This is a genomic window from Chryseobacterium lineare, assembly GCF_977014045.1.
In genome coordinates this window covers 2,501,085-2,523,686 of the sequence record NZ_CDRNIQ010000001.1, presented here as the reverse complement: position 1 = coordinate 2,523,686, position 22,602 = coordinate 2,501,085, and the positions used below count along the sequence as shown (strand labels likewise).

General features: G+C 35.2%; 19 protein-coding genes and 1 pseudogene. 9 read left to right on the top strand and 11 right to left on the bottom strand.

Features of this window, described 5'->3' with window-relative positions:
• Positions 1 to 37 precede the first annotated feature (37 nt).
• The 4 genes and pseudogenes from recO to ACWNCI_RS11075 all read right to left on the bottom strand — a co-directional run bounded on the left by recO (position 38) and on the right by ACWNCI_RS11075 (position 4,721).
• Complete coding sequence (gene recO / locus ACWNCI_RS11090; RefSeq protein ID WP_449388351.1) at positions 38 to 724, bottom strand: DNA repair protein RecO; 687 nt, start codon at positions 722 to 724, stop codon at positions 38 to 40.
• Positions 724 to 3,009 (bottom strand): type IX secretion system anionic LPS delivery protein PorZ, encoded by a 2,286-nt coding sequence (gene porZ, locus ACWNCI_RS11085; RefSeq protein WP_449388350.1) that lies wholly within the window; start codon positions 3,007 to 3,009, stop codon positions 724 to 726. Before porZ ends, recO begins: the two co-directional genes overlap by 1 nt.
• 2 nt (positions 3,010 to 3,011) lie before the next feature.
• A pseudogene (locus ACWNCI_RS11080) lies at positions 3,012 to 3,963 on the bottom strand (bifunctional metallophosphatase/5'-nucleotidase).
• Entirely contained in the window at positions 3,963 to 4,721 is a 759-nt protein-coding gene (locus tag ACWNCI_RS11075) for a 5'-nucleotidase C-terminal domain-containing protein (protein WP_449388349.1), read from the bottom strand. The pseudogene ACWNCI_RS11080 and the gene ACWNCI_RS11075 overlap by 1 nt, the downstream one beginning before the upstream one ends.
• A gap of 194 nt (positions 4,722 to 4,915) precedes the next feature.
• On the opposite strand from ACWNCI_RS11075, the gene dapA reads away from it, so the two are divergent.
• The 4 genes from dapA (at position 4,916) to ACWNCI_RS11055 (ending at position 7,741) form a co-directional block, all read left to right on the top strand.
• The gene (dapA, locus tag ACWNCI_RS11070; RefSeq protein ID WP_449388348.1) at positions 4,916 to 5,788 is read left to right on the top strand and encodes a 4-hydroxy-tetrahydrodipicolinate synthase; all 873 of its coding nucleotides are present in this window, start codon (positions 4,916 to 4,918) and stop codon (positions 5,786 to 5,788) included.
• 137 nt (positions 5,789 to 5,925) lie between these two features.
• Entirely contained in the window at positions 5,926 to 6,426 is a 501-nt protein-coding gene (locus tag ACWNCI_RS11065; protein ID WP_449388347.1) for a GNAT family N-acetyltransferase, read from the top strand.
• 293 nt (positions 6,427 to 6,719) lie between these two features.
• Positions 6,720 to 7,298: a helix-turn-helix domain-containing protein gene (locus tag ACWNCI_RS11060; RefSeq protein ID WP_346984256.1), complete on the top strand. Its 579-nt coding sequence runs from the start codon at positions 6,720 to 6,722 to the stop codon at positions 7,296 to 7,298.
• Positions 7,295 to 7,741, top strand: a complete 447-nt coding sequence (locus tag ACWNCI_RS11055) for a response regulator (RefSeq protein ID WP_346984257.1) — start codon at positions 7,295 to 7,297, stop codon at positions 7,739 to 7,741. Before ACWNCI_RS11060 ends, ACWNCI_RS11055 begins: the two co-directional genes overlap by 4 nt.
• Before the next feature lie 511 nt (positions 7,742 to 8,252).
• On the opposite strand, the gene recG is transcribed toward ACWNCI_RS11055, so the two are convergent.
• From recG to ACWNCI_RS11030, 5 genes are all read right to left on the bottom strand, one after another.
• Positions 8,253 to 10,337: an ATP-dependent DNA helicase RecG gene (recG, locus tag ACWNCI_RS11050; RefSeq protein ID WP_449388346.1), complete on the bottom strand. Its 2,085-nt coding sequence runs from the start codon at positions 10,335 to 10,337 to the stop codon at positions 8,253 to 8,255.
• Positions 10,338 to 10,413: 76 nt separating this feature from the next.
• Positions 10,414 to 10,947, bottom strand: a complete 534-nt coding sequence (locus ACWNCI_RS11045) for a thioredoxin family protein (RefSeq protein ID WP_449388345.1) — start codon at positions 10,945 to 10,947, stop codon at positions 10,414 to 10,416.
• A 40-nt stretch (positions 10,948 to 10,987) separates the two neighbouring features.
• Positions 10,988 to 12,499, bottom strand: a complete 1,512-nt coding sequence (locus ACWNCI_RS11040) for a peptide MFS transporter (protein WP_449388344.1) — start codon at positions 12,497 to 12,499, stop codon at positions 10,988 to 10,990.
• Between the two features lie 154 nt (positions 12,500 to 12,653).
• A complete protein-coding gene (locus ACWNCI_RS11035; protein ID WP_042721827.1) occupies positions 12,654 to 14,408 on the bottom strand; it encodes a peptide MFS transporter in 1,755 nt (584 codons plus the stop codon).
• Between the two features lie 132 nt (positions 14,409 to 14,540).
• On the bottom strand, positions 14,541 to 16,196 hold the full coding sequence (locus ACWNCI_RS11030; RefSeq protein ID WP_449388343.1) for a peptide MFS transporter: 1,656 nt from the start codon (positions 16,194 to 16,196) through the stop codon (positions 14,541 to 14,543).
• A gap of 84 nt (positions 16,197 to 16,280) precedes the next feature.
• On the opposite strand from ACWNCI_RS11030, the gene ACWNCI_RS11025 reads away from it, so the two are divergent.
• A complete protein-coding gene (locus tag ACWNCI_RS11025; protein WP_449388342.1) occupies positions 16,281 to 16,526 on the top strand; it encodes a hypothetical protein in 246 nt (81 codons plus the stop codon).
• Positions 16,527 to 16,565: 39 nt separating this feature from the next.
• A complete protein-coding gene (locus ACWNCI_RS11020; RefSeq protein ID WP_449389493.1) occupies positions 16,566 to 16,817 on the top strand; it encodes a type II toxin-antitoxin system RelE/ParE family toxin in 252 nt (83 codons plus the stop codon).
• A 55-nt stretch (positions 16,818 to 16,872) separates the two neighbouring features.
• Here the strand turns inward: ACWNCI_RS11020 and ACWNCI_RS11015 are convergent, their stop codons facing one another.
• Positions 16,873 to 19,002 (bottom strand): S9 family peptidase, encoded by a 2,130-nt coding sequence (locus ACWNCI_RS11015; RefSeq protein ID WP_449388341.1) that lies wholly within the window; start codon positions 19,000 to 19,002, stop codon positions 16,873 to 16,875.
• Between the two features lie 117 nt (positions 19,003 to 19,119).
• On the opposite strand from ACWNCI_RS11015, the gene ACWNCI_RS11010 reads away from it, so the two are divergent.
• Positions 19,120 to 19,593 (top strand): hypothetical protein, encoded by a 474-nt coding sequence (locus tag ACWNCI_RS11010; RefSeq protein WP_449388340.1) that lies wholly within the window; start codon positions 19,120 to 19,122, stop codon positions 19,591 to 19,593.
• Positions 19,594 to 19,605: 12 nt separating this feature from the next.
• Positions 19,606 to 19,797 (top strand): DUF6496 domain-containing protein, encoded by a 192-nt coding sequence (locus tag ACWNCI_RS11005; protein ID WP_449388339.1) that lies wholly within the window; start codon positions 19,606 to 19,608, stop codon positions 19,795 to 19,797.
• A 38-nt stretch (positions 19,798 to 19,835) separates the two neighbouring features.
• On the opposite strand, the gene glgP is transcribed toward ACWNCI_RS11005, so the two are convergent.
• Positions 19,836 to 21,500: an alpha-glucan family phosphorylase gene (glgP, locus tag ACWNCI_RS11000; RefSeq protein WP_449388338.1), complete on the bottom strand. Its 1,665-nt coding sequence runs from the start codon at positions 21,498 to 21,500 to the stop codon at positions 19,836 to 19,838.
• A 197-nt stretch (positions 21,501 to 21,697) separates the two neighbouring features.
• Between glgP and ACWNCI_RS10995 the strand changes: the two genes are divergently transcribed.
• Positions 21,698 to 22,495 carry a hypothetical protein gene (locus ACWNCI_RS10995; protein ID WP_449388337.1) on the top strand — a complete coding sequence of 266 codons (798 nt, stop codon included), beginning with the start codon at positions 21,698 to 21,700 and terminating at the stop codon, positions 22,493 to 22,495.
• Positions 22,496 to 22,602: the final 107 nt, after the last annotated feature.

Below are 22,602 nucleotides of genomic sequence, written 5' to 3'. Positions count from 1 at the left end.
AGTTATCGTGAGCAATCTTACCATTTAATAATGATAACTATTCAAATATCTGCTGTATAACTTCAAGAGAGGCAGGAATTCTGAAATCCGTAACATGATAGTGGTAATACACCAGAATACTGTCCAGAAAATCTTTTCTGAACGCTGAAGGAATTCTGATCTGGTAAGGATTATTTGACGAAAGTGCAGCTTGCCATATTGCAGAAATTTCTTCCGTAAAAATCTGGTGCATGATCTCCAATGAAAAAGTTCCTGTTTCGGGATCGAGAAATTTTCCATCATTCAGTAAAGGTGCAACTCCCTGGATTTTTAAAACTTTAATTAAAAAAATAAGATGTGACTGATAGTTCTGGTTTTCCAGTTCATCAATAAATTCTTCAAGACAAAAGAAAATATGCTGATTTTTATTTTCGTGTTTTAAATTTTGATTTAAAAAATCTGAGATAAAAAATACAACAGTATTACATCGTATATCGGTATAAATATCGTTGCTTTTTACCATCTCAAACTTAGAGATCGTCTGTATTCCGTTTCCTTTTAAGGGAAGTAAAGAAAAATTGAGTTTGCTTAACGGCAGAAGCAGACCTTTTTTCTTATTCTTTTTGGTGTAAAGACCTTTTAAAAAATAAGACTGAAAGCCTTCTTCTTCTGTAAAACAATGCAACACCGCATCATTTTCACCGTATTTGATATATGATAATAAAAATCCGTTCTGTGAATTCATTAATTAACTACTGCGATCTTTGCTGTCGCTTTATCAGAACCATCTTCATTTGTCATCAGAACAAAATATACTCCTGAAGCTACTCTCGTCCCTCTCTGATTATTAAGATCCCATTCATAATATCCGCCCCGTGCCACCGCAGAATGTACTACATTACCCGCTGCATCAGCGATTCTGATATTCGTAACTTCTGCTAATCCTTTAATGGTTACTTTTCCTTTAAAATTAGAATACACCACAGGATTCGGATAAACAAGCACGTTTCCGAAACCTGACCCGACATCGGCAACATCTCCCTGATAGGTTACAATACCATCGTACGTTGCGAAATATACTTTCCCTGTTTTTTTATCTACTTTTATGTCAGTAACACTGTTGGTAGGAAGTGGCGAGTTTTCTTTGGTAAAATGTTTTACTGTTTGCTGGCCGTCTGCAGATAGATAATAAACTCCTCCTCCATCTACGGAAACCCACTTGTGATCTCCACCATCTACTTCTATCTGTAATATTTGTGAATCTCTGAAAAGTTCTTCACCCAAACCATTTTGCTCAATAATGATAGGTTCTACTTTCGCGCTTTCAGGGGTTTTTATTTCGGCAACAGCATTCTGTAATATCCTTAATCCCATATCTCCCCCGATCCATGCATCTCCGGATTTATCAAGAGCAACGGAAAGCGTTCCTCCTGAATTTGTTGCAAAGCCATTGGACTGATTTAAAATATAAGCCGCATCATCAGAAGTATTTACCGTCTTTTTGGCATCATAAGCTATAAAAGAATTAGTTCTTGGGATGGGGATCCATAATAAACCTTCATAAAATAATGGTTTTTGTGCAGCTCCTAAGCTTGATGTTGTATTTTTTACAAGAAAATTATCAGTTGCTCTGTCATAAGCTCCGATTGCTGTATATTGACCAACTTCAGGTCCGTCGCTGGAAAATGCAATGGTCACAAAGAGATTGTTTACATCATCAAAAGCGAAACCTACGGCACGTCTTGCGGAAACATTGTCAGTTCCTAAATTGTAATTTTTAGTAAATGTAAAGTCTTTATTTGCAGGATTATATTTCATCTTGTACACGCCTCGACCAGGTGCAGTCGTATAATTTGTGAAGAAAATATCATCCGGACTTGCAGGATCTGAAACAACATCAATAACATTAAACCCTGTTGTGTTTCCAACGAAATAAGAAGGATAAATCCATTCCATCCCATTGAAGTAATAGAAACCGGGATTTTTAGGATTGCTAATTCCGGTATTAAATCTTCCTTCTCTTCCTCCTGTGGACACCAGAATCTGGTTATCACCATAAAGACTCAGTTTATAAGCATAATTGAAGTATGGGCCATCCGGTTTGAAAGAATTGCTGCTTTCGTTTTTTATTCCTGACAAAACAGTTCCGCCGTAAACACTGCCTCCGATCGTTGTTGCCGTATTACATTCTTCTCCGAAACTGACTGTATTATTGAAATTCCCGTTGGTATTGAATGTATAAACTCTGTTTAGATCTGTTACGATAATATTGTTATTATTCACAACAACATCGCGTACATTAGTAAAAGTCTGCGACAGAGGAGCAGATGCCCCGCTATTATAAAGATAAGCAGTATTAGCTGATGAAAAGCTTAATACTCCCTCCGAATCAATATGTTTAAAAGATCCTGCCACTTCGGTCGTCCATGTTGTGAAAACCGGAAATGTATTGTTCATCTCATGGCTTTTTAAACCTGTATTGGTTACCGAATATACTTTATTTCCGAAAATTGTGGCTTCATTACTAGCTTCATAAACTCCTCCCGATAAGAAAAATGCTGAATCCTTGAATTCTTTTTTCTTTAAATCAAAAATTGAAACTCCATAGCCGGCTGAAATTACAGCCAGATCTCCTGTTATCGAAATATGGTTTATCCTTTTGCTGCCATTATATCCTGTAGCAATAGGAATATCAACAACATATGTCACGCCATCCGGAGTCACGACATCCAGTGAACCGTTTTGATAACCTATAAGGGCAATCTTATTCTGTGGATTATAGTCGAAAGCTGAAATTTTAACCTCATGCAAGCCGTTTGCTTTAGACAGCTTGGTAATTTCACCTGATGAAATTGTATAATAAAAAATCCCGTTTTCTGCGGCTGCAACTATTTTTCCGTTATCTTCTTTCATGGCAGTTACATTGTTATAAGAAAACAGGTCTGCCCATTTTTTTGAAGAAATAGTCTGCGCATTTGCAACGTGCAGGGATGCCAAAATACCAAGAGAAATTAAAGAGAGTTTTTTCATACTTATGCTATTATGCTGCTGTCAATTACCTGATTATTCCAGGCAATATGTTTTACGTTTTTATTTGAATCGAAAAAGAAATCTATTCTGCCAAGAAGCAGGCCGGCCCATCCCACCTGGTTTACCAGAACATTTTTACCTTTTCTGTTGGTAAATGCTTGAGGTTCCGGTAAGAAAGTATGAGTATGGCCACCAAGGATCAGGTCGATATTATCTGTCTTGGCTGCGAAGATTTTATCGCTTATTTTTTCAGGTTCATCTTTGTAATCGTATCCGATGTGCGAAAGACAGATCACAAGATCACATTTCTGTTCATTTTTAAGGAAATTGGAATAGTGTTGAGCTACATCAACAGGATCAGAATAAACCGTTTCTCCATATTGTTTTTTTCCTACCAGTCCTTCCAGTTGAATTCCTACCCCGAAAATTCCTACTTTGATTCCGTTTTTATTAAAAATTTTATAGGGTGAAGTTTTTCCGTCAAGAACGGTATTTTTAAAATCATAGTTTGAGCAGATGAAAGGAAATTGCGCATTCGGCAAAACCTTTAAAAACCCGTTCAGACCATTATCGAAATCATGATTTCCCATAGTGGAAGCATCATATTTCATCATCGACATTAATTTAAATTCCAACTCACCTCCAAAAAAATTGAAATAAGGAGTTCCCTGAAAAATATCTCCGGAATCAAGAAGCAAGACATTACTTTCCTGATTTCTTATCTGCTGAATTAAGCTTGCCCTTCTAGCAAAACCTCCCTGATTGGGATTTTTGGTATAGCTCGAATCGAAAGGTTCTGATTCTGCTGTGCTGATCATTGGTATGAAGAATGGTGAGTTTGGTTGCTGCTTTTACATCAAGAATATTTAATTCTTCTGCCATCATCATATTCGGAGCTAAAGCCATTGCTAAAGTTCCGCCACCTATTGCTTTTAAAAAACTTTTTCTATCCATTACTTTTTACCGATAAAATTTAAGCGAATATCTGTACCTGGTTTTACTTCGGGAGATTTCTTAAAATAATCTATAAACAAATCTCTCATTTTAATTCCTGTAGAGATCATTTCTCCTTTAGCAAAAAATTTCATATTGTCGCCACCCAAAGCCAGATAGTCTGAAGTAGCAATATAGTATTCCTGTTCCGGATTCACTGTCTTTCCGTTGATCAATGATTTTGCCAATTTTCCGTTTTGGGTTTCAATATACAGATGAGATACAGGATTATTTACCTGAGTTTTTGCGTAATAATCAAAAAGTCCCTGTAAATCTGTTCCTTTCATTTTTACGATGATGATCTCATTTTCAAAAGGCATCACCTCAAATGCATTTTTTAGTAGGATATCTCCTTTTCCGATAGTTGTTCGGATTCCTTCGATATTGATTAAAGCGGCATCAACATTTTTGTTAAGATTTGTTTTTGCCCATTCATCAGCTCCATCAAATGTATAATCTGCTAGAAGATTACCCAGATTGCTATTGTCTCCCTGCTTGGTAAGATCTACGTTGGTATGTGAGATCTTCAGGTTCATTTCTTTATCCAATTTTTGCTTGTAGGGTTCAATAAACTTTACAAACTCCTCATCATTCTTTAGCTCATTATTAATAGAAATATTTTTCCGGGTCTGTACCTCTGTTACCTGTAGCGGTGAAGCTGTTTTACAGGCAGAAAGCGCAGCCAGAGCAATTCCTAATAACAAGAATTTATTTTTCATATGCAGCAAATTATTTTTATAAAGGTTAAATGCAATCGTCGATTCGCCTTTGGGATCCATAAGCAATTCCGGGAATGATGACTTTATATTACCATTTAGTAAATGCAAATATAATTATATGTATAATAAAACATTATTATTTATAACAAATTCTTGAGGTAAATTATTAAATTTGAAAAAAATAATTCTAACAGATGAGCATTTTAAAAGGAGTAGGTGTTGCATTGGTAACGCCCTTTAATGAAGATTTATCCGTAGATTTTGAAAGTTTGACGAAATTAGTTGAATACAACATCGAAAACGGAACCAATTATTTAGTTGTTTTGGGAACTACAGCGGAGGCTGCAACGCTTTCTGCTGAAGAGAAGAAACAGGTAATTGAGCATATCATTAAGGTTAATAATAAACGTCTTCCATTGGTTTTGGGAATCGGCGGAAATAATACTCTTGAAGTCAAAAAACAGATTGAAGAAACAGATATTTCTGCGTTTGAGGCGGTACTTTCTGTATCTCCATATTATAATAAGCCCAATCAGGAAGGGCTTTATCAACATTATAAAGTTTTAGCTTCCACCGGAAAAAATATTATTATCTATAACGTTCCGTCTAGAACGGGACAAAATATAGAAGCGGAAACAACGTTGCGTTTAGCAAAAGAATTCCCGAATTTATTTTTAATTAAAGAAGCAGCGCCAAATATTCTTCAGTATTTTGATATTTTAAGAAAGAAACCTGAAGGATTTAATCTGGTTTCCGGGGATGATGAATTCACACTTCCTGTCACGCTTGCCGGCGGAAACGGAGTAATTTCTGTCATTGCACAGGCATATCCAAAAGAGTTTTCAACGATGGTGCAGTTAGCATTCGACGGAAAAGTGAAAGAAGCGTACGAAATCCACAACAAATTGGTTGATATCACAAGACTGATTTTTGCCGAAGGGAACCCGTGTGGAATTAAGGCTGTTTTAACGGAAAAAGGGATTGTGAAAAATTATGTAAGGCTTCCTTTAGTCGTGGCGTCAGAGGGATTGTATGCGAAAATTAAAGCTGAAATGGCTAATGTTTAACATTTTTCAGTAACATTTTAATGTTACAATAAACATATTAAGGTGAAGAGTATCGTGCTTTTCACCTTTTTTATTTGCCATAAAAATACAAATATAATATTGTGCTTTCCAGCATAAAACTACATAAAATTAAATCAATGAAATTTATAAAAGCAACAGAAAAAGATATACCCCTCATTCAGGATCTGGCCAAAAGATCGTGGGAGGTTGCTTATGCCGAGATACTTGAAAGAGAACAGATAGAATATATGCTTAAGACAATGTATTCTTACGAGGAAATCAGTAATCAATTGCAACATCCTGACTATCATTATTTTTTGATCTTTAATGAAATAAACAATTCTTTTGAAGGTTTTTTGGGCTATGAGAATGGCTACGAGGAACATACAACAAAGCTGCACAGGATTTATCTGATTCCGGAAAGCAAAGGAAAAGGCATTGGAAAAATGGCTGTTGATTTTTTAAAGCAAAAAGTATCCGAAAGTGACGACAAAAGGATAATCTTAAATGTGAATAAGCATAATAATGCGAAAATGTTCTATGAATCTCAGGGTTTCAAAGTATACAAAGAGATAATCGTAGATATCGGAAGCGGTTTTGTAATGGATGATTACGAAATGGAATTTTATATCACATAAATATGACTTAAAATTCTGTAATATTTAATTGTAATTCTATAAAATGTGATGTAGAGTTTTTTTACATCTTTGTAATAGAACCGAATCACTTATCAAAATATTCATATGCTTGGTTTTAAGCTGTTCTCAGCTTTTTATCGGTATATTTTTTTCATCCTTAGTGTTTAAATTCCTGTATTTTTTTAATGCAGGAGTTTTTTATTTATGTTTTAAATAAGAATTTTTATTTATATCACTTTAAATTGATATAAAAAGTTTATATTTACTTAAACATTAAATACATAATATTAAGGATGAAGATGTATGTGAAATTTGATTTCAATACCCTCTGCAGGAAGGTGTTGGAAGATAAACTTAAAGATCAGGGCTTTAAATACAAACTTATCAATTCTGGAGAAGTAGAACTGTATGAACCTCTGACGCAGGAACAATGCAAAGTTTTCAAGGAAAATCTCGGGAGCTACGGAATAGAAATTATTGAAAGCCAGAAAACTGCTTTGGTTCAGAAAATAAAAGATGCTATTATCGAGCTTGTAGGTTCTGATGAAATGATTCCCGTAAAGGCTTCGATCTACATTGCTGAAAAACTAAACCATAGTTATGGTTATCTTTCCAATCTTTTTTCAGAGATTGCCAATACTTCGATAGAAAATTTTATCATTATTCAAAAAATTGAATACACCAAAGAATTGATTATCAGTGGAAAGCATAATCTGACTGAAATTGCTCAAAGACTTAATTATTCCAGTGTAGCACACCTGAGTACACAGTTTAAAAACATGACAGGCCTTACACCTTCTCAGTTTCAGAAAATTGTTGCGATGAGAAGAAAAGTTCAGCGGTACGATCAGCAATATTCAAGAGCGATATGAATAAAGAATATCTCAATGTGATTTTAGCAGACGATGATGAAGGTAATCTGATCCTGTTTAAAAGCATATTACAGGATCTTAAAATTCATATAAAAGTAAAGACTTTTTGTAATATTACAGATACGATGGAATATTTCGATGCAGATGGCGCCGTGATTCCTGAGGTTTTTTTCATGAATTTTAATATTTCCGGGAAGAATTGTATCACGTATTTATCAGAATTAAAGGCTGATAATAGATTCGATCATATGACAACTGTAATTTATGCCCAATCCATATCATCTGAAGACGAAGAGGAAGTTTTTGTAAACGGAGCGAACGTTCTGATGAAAAAGCCTGACAATTACAGGGAAATGAAAAAAAATGTAACAGATATAATGACTGTGACCTGGCAATATCACACTTCAGGACTTAATAAAAATAATTTTATCATGAAAGTGTGAAAAAAACCGCTCAACTATTTTGGTATTTAAATTAAAGTTCTATATTTGTAATTCAAGTTTCACATAAAGGTGAAAATAATAAAAACGGTAAATATCCGAATGATCATAAGAATAAGAATATATTGAGGCAGAAAGATCAATAATAATAGTTGTTTTTTGAACTAAACTAAATTATATAAATCACAATGTTAGTTAAACAAAATGAATTATATGAATTTCCAATTACAAGAGCAGAAGATCTTTAAACAAAACGGTACAATCATGAAAACTCGAGTAGTTAAAGAATATATATGATGTTATTCTTTAGCTTGTCAAGTTAGTTTTTATAAATAAGCAGGTTGGAAACATAATTCATTTTGTTTTTACTTCTTTTAAGCTGAACACTAAATTATCACACACACATATTCACACCACATCACAAAATATTAAGCTAAAAACAAGTAAGTAATTTCTTCAAATAACAGTTTTATAAGGGGGACCGCGTAAAGATTAATTTCTTTTCGCGGTTTTTTTATGAAATTTTACTCCATTTATTTTTACCGTTATAATGTCTCAGATAATAATTTTTAATGATCTGATTATCGGGTCTTGCTAGTAAAGGATCTGCCTCCAGAATTTTTTCGACCGTATTTTTAGTGGCTTTAATGATGGCTGAATCATTGACCAGATCCAGTCTTTTAAAATCCACGATACCACTTTGCTGAGTTCCCAGAATATCTCCGGGGCCACGAAGCTGCATATCGACTTCAGAAATCTTAAAACCATCATTGGTTTCAACCATCGTTTTAATTCTTGTTCTGCTGTCTTTAGACAATTTATCAGAAGTCATCAGAATGCAATAGCTCTGCTCTGCGCCACGACCTACACGGCCGCGTAGCTGATGAAGCTGCGAAAGCCCGAATCTTTCCGAGCTTTCAATTACCATTACAGAAGCATTCGGAACGTTTACACCAACTTCAATTACTGTCGTAGCGACCATAATCTGAGCTTTTCCGGAAGCAAAATAATTCATTGCTGTGTCTTTTTCATCGGGTTTCATTTTCCCATGAAGCATCGCGATGTTGTATTTTGAAAAATTATCCATCACATTTTCCAGACCGGTCATCAGATTTTTGTAATCTAAAGTTTCAGATTCTTCAATTAAAGGATAAACGAAATAAACCTGTCTTCCTTTCTGAATTTCTTCACGACAGAAATTGTAGACATACGCTCTGTCTTTTTCACGTCTGTGGGCTGTAATAATAGGTTTTCTTCCAATCGGAAGTTCATCAATCACGGAAACATCAAGATCCGAGTAAAAACTCATCGCCAAAGTACGGGGAATAGGAGTAGCCGTCATTACCAGAATATGCGGCGGAATTTTATTTTTAGCCCAAAGTTTTGCCCGTTGTGCCACACCAAATCGATGTTGTTCATCAATAATGGCTAAGCCGAGATTTTTAAATTTAACTTTATCTTCCAAAACAGCATGCGTTCCCACCAAAACGGAAAGTTCGCCATTTTCAAGTTCTTCATGAATTATATTCCGTTCAGATTTTTTTGTTGAACCTGTTAAAAGTTTAATTTTAACTTCTGTTTTTTCTAAAAGTTCCTTAATTCCATTATAATGCTGCTGGGCAAGAATTTCCGTTGGCGCCATAATGCAGCTTTGAAAACCGTTATCTTTGGCTATAAGCATCGTTAATAGCGCAACCATTGTTTTCCCTGAGCCAACGTCGCCCTGCAAAAGCCTGTTCATCTGGATCGGACGTTTCATATCCATCCGGATTTCCTTTAATACTCTTTTCTGAGCCCCTGTTAAATCAAAAGGCAGATGATTTTCGTAAAAGTCATTAAAATAATCTCCGACTACCGGAAAGGGATTTCCGATGGTGTGGCTTTTATGGTGAATTTTTTTTAAACCGAATCCCAGTTGAAAAAAGAAAGATTCTTCAAACTTTAAACGATAGTTGGCCTTCTCAAAATGCTCCATATCTTTTGGGAAATGGATGTTGAGATAAGTATGCTGCCTTGATAAAAATTTAAAAGCTTTCATCAGATAATCCGGAAAATTCTCGTAAATAAGATGAGGGATTTCTTTACAGATGTTTTTTAAAACAACCTGAAAAAATCTTTGGTTTAATCCTCTTTTAGTTAATTTTTCCGAACTTGGATAAATAGGTTTTAATCGGTTTTCAGTGTCTTTTTTTTCCTCAATTTCAATTTCCGGATGGGGCATGGAAAACTGATTGTTAAAGACATTGATTTTTCCGAAAATAAAAACTTCTTTGTTAATGGGAAGCTGTTCTTTCAGCCATTTTGAATACTGAAACCAAACCAGATCCATTGAACCTGTATCGTCATTGAATTTTGCGGAAAGGCGTTTCGTTTTTCCGGTCTGTATCTCCTGAATATTGGTGATTTTTCCTTTCAGCTGAACGTCGGTCGTCACCTCATGAAGCTGCGAAACTTTATGAACTTTACTTTTATCCAGATACCGAATAGGAAAGAAATTAAGAAAATCCTCAACGGTGGAAATTCCTAACACATTTTTGATGAGCTTGGCTTTTTCGGGACCTATTCCTTTGACGTATTCTATGGAAGTTTCTAAAGTCATTTTTAAAGAACCACGAATTTCGGGAAAAATTAGAAATTAAAAAAGACTTTCGGATTTGAAAGTCTTTGTATTGGATTTAATCTTTTATTTTTGATTTAAATTTCTTCTGATAATCTTCCCACTGTTCACTCGAACGGATCTTTTTGAAAAGATCTTTTGAAATAAGTTCTAAATAAGATTCTAATTCTTTTGCGGATAGCTCTCCCTGCAAAATGGTGATCGGCCCACCATTTTCGTCAAGAAAAACTGTACTCGGAACCGCTGCGACGTTCATGTATTGGGTGAATCCGTGTAAAGAATTTTTTCCTTTTTTGTGTTCCGTATTTGTATTTGAAAATTTTCTGCCAAAGATTTCAATTTCCTTTTTTTCTTCTGCATTGAATTTTACAGGATAATAATTTTTATTTAGAATGTCTGCAATAATAAGATTTCCGTAGGTTTTTTTAGCCATAATCTTGCACGGGCCACACCAGTCTGCATAAAAATCGATCAGGATTTTCTTAGGATTTTCTTTCTGGGCTTTCAGTGCTTCCTCAATAGTCATCCATCTTACCTGCGCAAAATTTAGAGTGACAACGAAAAGACAAATTATGCTTATAACTTTCTTCATGATTTGACATTTATGTAAAAATAAGCATAATTACTTATTTTTATCTTACCTCCTGCATTAATTTTTTTACAAATGGCGATATCAAAATTAATACAATACCGGCGATTACAGCATACAATCCCAATTGTTTATATCCATCAGTATAAGTGATCAAAGCATCATAATTCGTGGAGCCTTCTTTTGCTGTTGCAAGGCCTGCTCCAATGATTCCTGCAACATACTGTCCGTAAGCGGAAGCCAGAAACCACATTCCCATCATCATTCCCTGGAGATTTTTCGTTGAAAGTTTTGTCATAATCGATAATCCGATAGGAGAGAGGCAAAGCTCTCCTAATGTAATAACCAGCAATGCGATAGTAAAGAAATTTAATGAAGTAATACCCTGAAGATTGGCAAAAAATCGTGTTGCAAATAAAACGTAATATCCTAAGCCTAAGAAAATAAAGCCTAACCCAAATTTAATAATTGTATTCGGCTCAATCTTTCTTTTATTCAGCCATATCCAGAGCAGCCCGATCAGCGGAGCAAGGAAAATGATAAAAAATGCTCCTCCGGAATTGTTGACACCGTTTGGATCTAATCCTAATAAATCTTTATTTAAATTTTTAGCCGCAAAAATGCTTAATGATCCTCCGCTTTGTTCATAAATTCCCCAGAACAAAATGGAAAATAGGATGAAAACTAAAGCTGCCCAAAGTTTTTTACGTTCAGAAGGTGTCACTTTTGTCATTTCATAGAACAGATAAATCAATGTCAGCGGTCCGACAATCCACATAAAATAATCTGTATATTCGGTTTTAGCCACCATAATCATAATGATCGGAACGAAGATTAATGACAAAACATATACTCCATACTCCTGCCATTTCGGGATTGGCGCGGATTTGATTTCGCTGTCAGGATGACCTGGTTGCAGGCCGATCGTTCCTAAGCTTCTTTGTGTAAAAACAAAATTGATAAGGCTGATTACCATAACTACAGCCGCGAAACCGAAAGCAAGATGCCATCTTAATTCTTCGGGGATGTAGTTTGCAAAAAGTTCTCCTTTACCGATCGCAATACATAAATATCCACCAAGCAATGCCCCGAGGTTGATTCCTGCGTAAAATAATGAGAAGCCAGCATCTGCCCTTGAGTCATTCGGTTTGTAGAGCTGTCCGACCATGGACGAAATGTTGGGTTTAAAAAAACCTGTTCCTACAACGGTAAACGCAATTCCTAAGAAAAAGAATTGGTGTGGATCTGTTGCCAGAATAATACTTCCGACAATCATCAGAATTCCTCCCCAGAAAAGAGATTTTCTGAAACCTAATATTTTATCGGCGAATAATCCTCCGATAAATGTGAAGGCATAAACAAATGCCTGCGTTGCTCCATATTGAAGGTTGGCTTCTTTTTCATGGAAATTGAGTTGGGAAATCATGAAGAAAACGAGCATTCCCCGCATTCCGTAGAAACAGAAACGTTCCCACATTTCAGAGAAAAACAGACTCCAGATTTGCTTTGGGTATTTTCCTTTGAAATTTTGTATTTCATCTAAAGTTAAGCTCATAATTTGTTATGATTGATTTTTAATTAAAGGTTTTTCAATAAATTCGATTCAAGACGAAATGTGTCACGAATTAGAAAATTTAATAGTGAACATACGAAAATAAAAAAAACCTCCGACTTGGCAGAGGTTTACAATATATTTTATTTGATACAGATTAATTTACTCCGTGCATCATTTTCTTTAAGATTGGTGAAATTAAAGCTAAAATTACAGCGGCAATACCACAAAGAACCACGAATACCATAAAGAATTCGAATAAATTATGGATTTCAAATCCTACAAAAGTAGGGTTTTCCAAAGGTAATTGTGCTTTTTCAAAAGCGGCTACCTGATCTGCATTCAGCGTAACCTTTTTATCTAAAACATCCTGAAGATTTACTCCGATTTCCTGAGCTTTGGTAAATTTGTCTCCTGTAGCAGGAATTAATGCTCCTAAAGAACCTGCTAATGCATAACCTGCAGCATTAGAAATGAAGAATACTCCATATAATAATGACGCAAATCTTTTCGGCGCTAATTTTCCAACCAATGATAATCCAATAGGTGATAAGCAAAGTTCACCACAAGTCTGGATGAAATATAAAAGCATTAACCATTTGATTGCCAATAATCCTGAATTACCAAGATCTTTTACATTGTGGGCAATGATGAAATAACTTAAAGCAATCAAAGCAAGCCCCATTGCCTGTTTCATAGGAGAAACCGGTTCTTTCCCTTTTGCACGTAATTTATCCCAGCATAAACTGAAAGGAACTGCCAGTAATACAACAAAAATACCGTTGAAAATCTGAACCATCGAAGGTGGCATATTCCATCCTAAGATATTTCTGTCGGTCTGGTTATCCGCAATAAATGTCAATGAAGATCCCGCCTGTTCAAAGGCTGCCCAAAAGAAAATGATAAAGAATGATACGATATAGATTACCCAGATTCTCTGTTTTTCTACTTTGTTTTCGGCAGAACTCATGATTAAAAATGCCAGGGAAATACCGGCCGCGTAAATGAAAGGATAAATAATACCTTTAATTAACTGCCCCATTTCTACTGCTTTGAATCCGAATTCCCCAACCAGTAAATATCTGAAGATGAAAAATAATATAACAAACAGCCCTCCTGTGATTCCCAAGGCTGCTCCTGAGAATTTGGCAGTCTGAGTTTCACCTTCTTCAAAATCTGCACTGGTGTTATGTTTTGGTAATCCTCCAATAGGTCTTCCTTCCGGTGTTACCACGTATTTATTTTTAAGGATAAAAAATGTAATGGTACCGATTACCATGGCAATTGAAGCTGCTAAAAACCCCCACTTGAAAGCAAAAATATCTCTTACTCCCGTTGCAGCATCTTTTACGTCTCCTACGTACGGACAGATAAACTGACCTAAAAATGCTCCGATGTTGATTCCCATATAGAAAATCGTAAAAGCAGAGTCCAATTTAGATTTTTCCTGTTTTGGATAAAGACTTCCCACCATTGAGGAAATATTCGGTTTGAAGAATCCGTTACCAAAAATAATGATGAAAAGAGCAAGCCACATAAACATTTTTGCACTGTCTATGCTTCCGGAAAATGTCGATGCACTTATGAAAAGTAAAAACTGACCGATTGCCATTAAAGACCCACCAATGAGAATGGCGTTTCTGTTACCGATATATTTATCAGCTATAAAACCTCCTAAAAGCGGAGTAAGATAACACAAAGCTAAAAATCCACCATAGATGATTGCTGCATCAGCTTCTTTTATTAATAAGGAATTTACCATGAAAAGCGTCAAAAGAGCTCTCATCCCATAAAAATTGAAACGCTCCCACATTTCGGTTCCAAAAAGAACCCATAATCCTTTTGGATGTCTGGAACCTTTATTCTCTACAAATTCATCCTGTTTCGGATTTAATGCTTCAATATTATCCATTTTTATTGTTAATTTTTGTTAAGACTGACAAATATAGTTTTTTTTGTGTTTTCAGCAAGGTTTTAATTTTATAATTAAACAAAAAAGCCGCAGAATCATTCTGCAGCTCGATTTTCTTTATTTTAACGACAATTAGTGTCCTTTTTCCTTCATTATTTTGTTCAATCTTTTTAGCATTGATAAACCTAAAAGAGTGGCAAATATCAATAAAGCGAAATTAACAAGGAAGTAATTCATTTTATTGTCATAACTATACCAGGTACTCGCCAGAATCCCTGAAAGTTTATTTCCTACAGAATTGGCCAGGAAAAATCCGCCCATCATCAAAGCCGTAATTCTCGCAGGAGAAAGTTTAGAGACAAAAGAAAGTCCCATTGGAGAAAGGCATAATTCCCCGACTGTAATCACACCATAGCTCGCAACGAGCCACCATGGAGAAACTTTCACGGCACCGTTATCGCCCGCCCAAACGGCCAAAACCATCACTAAACAAGATAAACCTGAAATGAAAAGTCCTAAAACAATTTTTGTTGGTGTTAAAGGTTCCTTCCCTTTTCTCCTCAGTAATGCCCAAAAGCCTACGACAACCGGTGTTAAAGCAATTACCCAAAACGGATTGATAGACTGAAATAATTCTGTATTGTACAGGTAAACTTCATTTGGACCAGTCCCTCCTAAAGCTTTGCGGTCTAAATCTGAAATATTGTTGAAATAAATATCTTTTCCTATTGTTTTGATGGTTTTTCCATCCTTATCTTTTTGAGATTGATACTGATCATTATATACGGGAACTTCTTTATCTTCATAGTTTTTTCGTTCAACCATATAAATATCCTCCAGAGGTTTTTCCATAGAAGCAGGAACGCTTCGGTCCGTATAATAATTGGCCCATCTCGTTAAAGCCGTTCCGTTCTGCTTGAAAACTGCCCAGAAAAACATACTGATCATAAAGACAGATAATAAAGCTCCAATAGAAGATTTTTCTTCCGGCTTTGCTTTAAAATAAAGAGAAGCATAAAAGAAAATAACAGGAATACAGGCAAAAATGAAAGCATCTGTACTGTCGCTTCCAAAAATATTTCCAGGAATAATCCATCCGATAACTCCGGCAATAATGGCAGGAACGAATACCTTAAGCAATATTTCAGAAAGCTTTGTATCGCCTTCCTGTACGGGCTTCATTTGAGCTGCATGGATGTAATGCTTTCTCCCGATGGTAAAAATAATTAATCCCACAAGCATTCCGACTCCGGCAGTGATGAAGGCTTCGCCCCAGCCGAATTTGTTTCGCATAAAAGCTGCAATAATATTACAGATAAACGCCCCGATATTAATTCCCATATAGAAAATATTATATCCGGAATCTTTATTCGCTTTATAAGGTTCTTCAGAATATAAATTACCCAACAATGTAGAAATGGTAGGTTTAAAGAAACCATTTCCGATAATAATTAATGCTAGAGAAGAATAAAACAACGTAAGATCTTTAAAAACACCCATTCCTATATATCCGGCTGCCATTAAAATCCCTCCAAGATAAATGGATTTGATATATCCTAAAATACGGTCTGCCAGAAAGCCTCCGATAAAAGGCGTTAAATACGTCAACGCAATATAGGTTCCGAAAATATCGTCTGCAGTTTTGTCTGGAAGTCCAAGGCCACCTTTTATACCGGTGGGTTCGATCGCGTAGAGTACAAAAATTCCTAGAATTAAATAGTAGCCGAAACGTTCCCACATTTCCGTAAAGAAGAGGAAAGGCAGTCCCTTAGGATGTTTAGTCTTCATAGTTGATAAATTTCAAATTTTACAAATATAGAATTTTAAAAATAATAATAGAATTTTATTAACTTTGACTAAAATAAACTGAGTATGAATACAGTATTTCATTTATCCTCTGCAGATGAAATTAACGAGGATTTAATTAAAAGTATAAAAGCCGCATTTAAAAATAAGCCAATATCAGTAACAATAGAGGAAGACTTAACTATTCCTAATTGGCAAAAAGAAGAGGTGAGAAGAAGAGCTAAATATGCAAAAGAAAATCCGGAATCGCTTTTGGATTTTGATGATTTTGTCGAAAGATTTGAGAAAAAGCTGTTAGATGAGAAAGGCTAAAACAGTAATTTCAGAAAGTGCGGATTTTGATTAAAGGAAATTGCTGATTGGTACAATGCGAAGGATAAAAAATTAATCTGGATATTTTTAAAAGATTTTAAACAAAAAGTAAAATATATTTCAGAAAATCCCTTGGCCTGTGAGATCAGATATGAAAATTTCAGAATAGTATATTTAAAAAAATTTCCTTTTGGAATTCATTATTCATACAACGAAGAAAAAGATCTTATTGAAATATACTCCGTGTTTCATACATCCAGGAATCCTGAAAAATGGAAAGACAGAAAATAAAAAATCCGAATCTTCATTGAAGATTCGGATTTTTTTTGGTTAAATTATATATCAATTACAAATTCTCCAAGATAAAATCAGTCATTTTCTGATATAGTTGAGGTCTTGTCTGGCCCCCGTAAATTCCATGGTTTTTATCAGGATAAGCCATAAAATCAAACTGTTTTTTGTTCCGAATCAATGCTTCTGAAAATTCCATGGAATTTTGGAAATGCACGTTGTCATCAGCAGTTCCGTGGATTAATAAGAATTTTCCTTTCAATAAATTGGCATATTCCGTAGGTGAATTTTTGTCGTATCCATCAGGGTTTTCCTGCGGAGTTCTTAAAAATCTTTCCGTATACACCGAATCGTAATATCTCCAGTTGGTAACGGGTGCTACCGCAATTCCCATTTTGAAAATATCTGCACCTTTTGTCATCGCTAAGCTCGTCATATATCCTCCGAAGCTCCATCCGAACATTCCGATTCTGGATTTGTCAATATAAGATTGATTTCCAAACCATTTTGCCGCTGCAATCTGATCTTCAATCTCATATTTTCCTAAATTCATGTACGTTACTTTCTTGAATTTAGCTCCTTTATAGCCTGTTCCGCGACCGTCTACACAAGCGATGATGTATCCTTTTTGGGCCAGCATTTCAAACCATAAAGCATTTCCATTATCCCATGAATTGGCAACCTGCTGAGAACCCGGTCCTGAATATTGGAACATAAACAGCGGATATTTTTTGTTTTTATCAAAGTTTTTAGGCTTGATGATCCACGCATTCATCTGATCTCCGGCTTCGTTTGGAATGGTCATAAATTCTTTTTCCACAAAATTATCTGCTTTCAGTTTCTGAAGCTGGGCATCATTGTTTTGAAGTTCTTTTACCAACTTTCCGTTTCCGTCTTTTAAAACAAATGTATAAGGTTTTGAAGCGGTAGATGATGTTTCAATAAAGTAATTGTAATTTTTGCTGAAACTTGCAGAATTATTCCCTTCTGCATTTGAAATGAGCTGAGATTTTCCGTTTTCGATGTTTACTTTCGAAACCACTTTATTGATGCTCCCTTTTTCTGTTGTCTGAACATAAATTTCTTTTGATTTTGGATTATAACCGTAATAATCGGTTACTTCCCAGTTTCCTTTGGTAACCTGTTTTTTCAGTTTTCCGTCTTTATCGTACCAGTATAGATGACGGTTGCCATCTCTCTCTGAACCCCAAAGGAAAGAATCATCCTCTAAAAATTCCAATGTCGGACTGTCGGTGTCAATCCATTTGTCGTCCGTTTCGGTGAACAATTTCTGAACAGTTCCCGTTTTTGTATTTATTTTCAGAACATCAGAAGCATTTTGAATTCTTTCGGAAGTAATCAAAACAATTTCGTCAGCTTTTGCGGTCTGAATAACGTTTGGAATATAATAGTTTTTAAATGAGCTTAAATTTAAAGAAATGGTTTTTCCATTGTCAATACGGTACAGCTCTGCCGAAACCTTAGAATTTTTTTCTCCTGCTTTAGGATATTTGTAGCGCATTTCAGATGGGTAAAGCGTTTTTCCATAAATCGGAATGTAAATTTCCGGAACCTCACTTTCGTCTGATTTTACAAAAACGATCGCATCAGAATTTTTTGTCCATTCGTACTGTCTTGCATGCCCGAATTCTTCTTCATAAACCCAGTCTGCAAGCCCGTTGATAATTGAATTTTTTTTGCCGTCAGTCGTAATCTGCGTAATTTTTCCTGAATTTAAATCCTGGTAAAATAAATTATTCTCAGCAATAAAAGCAACCTTTGTAGCATCAGGCGAAAATCTAGGTTCCTGTACAAATTTTCCTTCATTTAAAGCAACTGTTTTTCCTGATTTTAAATCTTTAACCTCAAATTTCCCAAGAAAAGAATGTCTGTAAATAGGCTCGCTTTCTTTTAGCAGAAGGATTTTAGACTCATCATCAGAAAACTCATAGCTTTCAAACCGACCGTCCACAATATTTCCTTCTTTTTGTGAAGTTTTGTAAGAATATTTGGCGATTCCTCCCTGTTCAATAACTAAATAATTCTCACCGTTTTTCATGGAAGTAATACCGGCAATGCCTTTTCCCCGGTAGTATCCTGAATATATTTTGTCTAAAGTGATTTCCTGTGCAGCCAAATTTTGAAATGCAACCGCCAGGGTAAGTGTTAATATGAATCTTTTCATTTTGAATTTTAAAGATCTCAAATATAATAATTTTATGAATGGCAAAAAAAGCATTTAAACCCTAACCTTTGGCAAAAGAATTGAATATTAAAATTATAATCAAATCATATAATAATTATGGAAACGAATGCTTACGATCAAAAACTGAACCGATACGAACTTGAAGATAAAATTGTATATACCGGATTTCCAAGCTATAACGATGCTGAAGAATATGCTCGGAAAAAAAATGGGGAATTGGTAGAAGTAGGTTTTAAGGATGGAAATGATAATCCTGAAATCTGTGATGAAGCCAAATTGCTTGATAAAAAGCTACATTATTTTGTAGATGCCGGCAAAGAATACAAGTTTATTCACTCTTCAGATCCTGGTTTTAAAGATTATGCAGACGAATTACAGAAAATAAAAGCAAAGCTGCAACAATCTCCACCTGATGAACGATATATCGCGAGTTTTGAAATTGAAAATGCCGAAGACCCGATTGTTGTCATCAAAAATGATCATTTTGAATCGGTAACTTCGAGAGAACGGTCAAAATATCTGAAGCACGCAAAAGTGTATGAAATAGGAGTTTCAGTACCAAAATCTTAAAAATCTTATATTATGAGCAAGACTAAATATTCAGAAAAAGCTCAGGACAAAGTAGAAAAAGTAATGCACGAATTCAAGGAAGGAAAACTGAAATCTTCTTCCGGAGAAAAAGTGAAAAGCAGAAAACAGGCAGTTACCATAGGTATTTCTGAAGCGAGAGAAAAAGGTTTGAAAGTACCTAAAGAAAAAAAGAAAAAAGATTAATAAAAGCCGGCCTGAAAATTTTCAGGCCGGCTTTTATTTTATCCTTCATAATTATAAAGAATCTGATAATATTCATCTGCCATTCGGTCACTGTTGAACTGATCCTTCACGTCATTCATAGAATTGTACTGTATTTTTCTCCATTTATTCGGATTATCATAATAAGCAGGAAGAATTTCATTTTCAAGAATTTCGTATAGCTTATTCATATCATAATTATCTTGTTCATAGATGCTCATGTTCTCGTAATCGCCTTTCGGAACCACGAAAGAATTTTCTCCGTGTTTTGCAAATTCCGGGATCCATCCATCATCTGTGGAAAGATTGATAGAGCCGTTCATCGCTGCTGTCATTCCTGATGTTCCCGAAGCTTCCCTCGGAACTCTGGGATTATTCAACCAAAGATCAGAGCCTTGCTTTAGAGATTTACTTAGTGAAAGCTCGTATCCGGTAAGCACCGCCATATTTTTATTGTTTTTACTCTCTTCCACCAGGGAATTAAAAATAGAAATTGCAGAATAATCCATCGGGTAAGGCTTTCCAGCCCATATGATCTGTACAGGATATTTAGGGTGATTCAGCAGTTTGTAGAATCTTTCCTTATCCTGCAAAAGAAGGTCTGCCCGTTTGTAACCTGCGAATCTTCTTGCCCAGACAATGGTAAAAATATTGGGGTTAAAAAGATTTCCGGTTTGATCAGCAACGATATTGAATAATCTTTTCTTTAAATGTTTTTTGCGGTAGTCGAAAATGGTTTCGTCATTTACATCTTTTGCGTTGTAGAGTATTTTATCCGACCAGTATTTGAATTCCTGTGCGTTGGTGATGGAAGTGATTTTACAGATTCCTTCATATTTACTCCACATTGCTCTCGAAACATCGCCGTGAAGCTTTGAAACGCCGTTGGCAATATGAGCCATTTTCAGGGCGCAGAGCGAATGGTTGAAGCGGTCGTCGGGAGATCCTTCAATTTTTTTAACATCTTCCATGCTGAAGCCTGAAAAATACGACATATCATAGCAAAGTCTCAGATTGTGTTTTTCATTTCCTGCCTCTTCCGGGGTGTGGGTTGTGAAAACCAGTTTTTCTTTTACTCTGTTCAGATTTCCGTTGTATTTTTTAAGTAAATGAAATGCGGCAGGTAATCCGTGAGCTTCATTGAGATGATAAATGTCTCTCTCCACATTCATTTCATCCAGCAGTTTTGCTCCACCTTTTCCTAAAAGAATATACTGAGCCAGTTTGGTAGACTCGTTGCCATCATACAGTTTGTGGCAGATCGTTTTTGATACATGATCATTTTCGGGAACGTCCGTAGACAGTAAAAACATGGGTGCTGTATGAAAGATTTCAGGATCAAGATACCATACCTTTACCCAAACCGGCGCACTATGGATTTCAATCTGGAATTTTATTCCCGTATCCTCAAGGAAACTGTACATTTTTTTTGTCCAGACAGGTTGCAAGGTCTGATCATGATTTCTCGCCTGGTCGTAATATCCGAATTTCCAGAGAATACCAATTCCGATAAGATCCTGTTTCAGATTATAAGCGCTCCTCATATGAGAACCTGCTAAAAATCCGAGACCTCCGGAATATATTTTTAAAACCTGCTCTATGGCAAATTCCATTGAAAAATAAGCTACTTTTTTAGAATATTTGGGATTAATGCTGAACGGCATTGTAAAGTTTCTAAAATCCATGCATCACAGTTTATATTTGAAAAGCCAAAGGTATTAAATATGAAAGTAAACTATATGTTAATTATTGGATAAATTATTTTTAAAAAAATATTAGCATTGATTTTTTATTTATCTTTAAGTGTAAATTTTTGATAATCAAAACTTCATGACATGAAACCGAAAGTTTTATGTGTTCTATAACGATAAAAAGCAAGCACATGAAAAAGGCATTTTCTGATGAAGATTTAATTAAAAATCTAAGCTTATATTATCTTAATCGACATTTGAAAAAAAAGCCGATTGAGAAATATCACCGTAAAATAGACGAATCTCCGCTTCATGACCGTGAAAAATACAAGAAAAAGTCAGAGATATTGCTCCTCAATTCTTTCATGCATCATTTTCCTGAAGTTAAATTTGAAGATTTAACCTGCGAAAGTCCCGACTTCATCGCGAAATTCAACGACAAAAAGATCGGAATTGAATTGACCGAAGTGATCAATCATCTTGAAATGAAAAAGATCGAAAGCAGTTTAAACAAAATTTTCCGTCAGGCAGAAATATTATTGGAACAGGAAGACACTACGAAATATCGTGGTGTTTATTTTTTAGAATTCCACTCCAATATACGTCCCGATACGCTCGAAAATCAGCAGGAATTCATTTTAAATATCTATAAAAGTATCAAACGCGGAAAACCGCTCGGCTGTGTAAAAAGTGTTAGGAAATCTTTTCACAGAAGAAATGTTTTCATTACCCACGAGTACAACATGAATCTATTTGACGAACTCTGCTCTGAAAAAATTGTTGAACTCATCGAAAAAAAGAACGAAAAGTTTCCTTATTACGACACTTCTGTAGACGAATGCTGGCTGGTGATTGTTTCAGATATGAATTCTATTGCTTCCCGCTACACATTTATTCAGGACAAAGAACATCTGCATCAGGTCAAAAGTCCGTTTCATAAAATTTTTCATCTCGAAAACCTTTGTGGAAATATTACAAGTATAAAATGATTCGTTGAGAATGCTTTATTATTTTCTGATTTTTAATGAATTATATTAAATAAATTTGATATAATTGATGTGAAATGTTTATATTTGGTATTCACAAAGTTATCTCA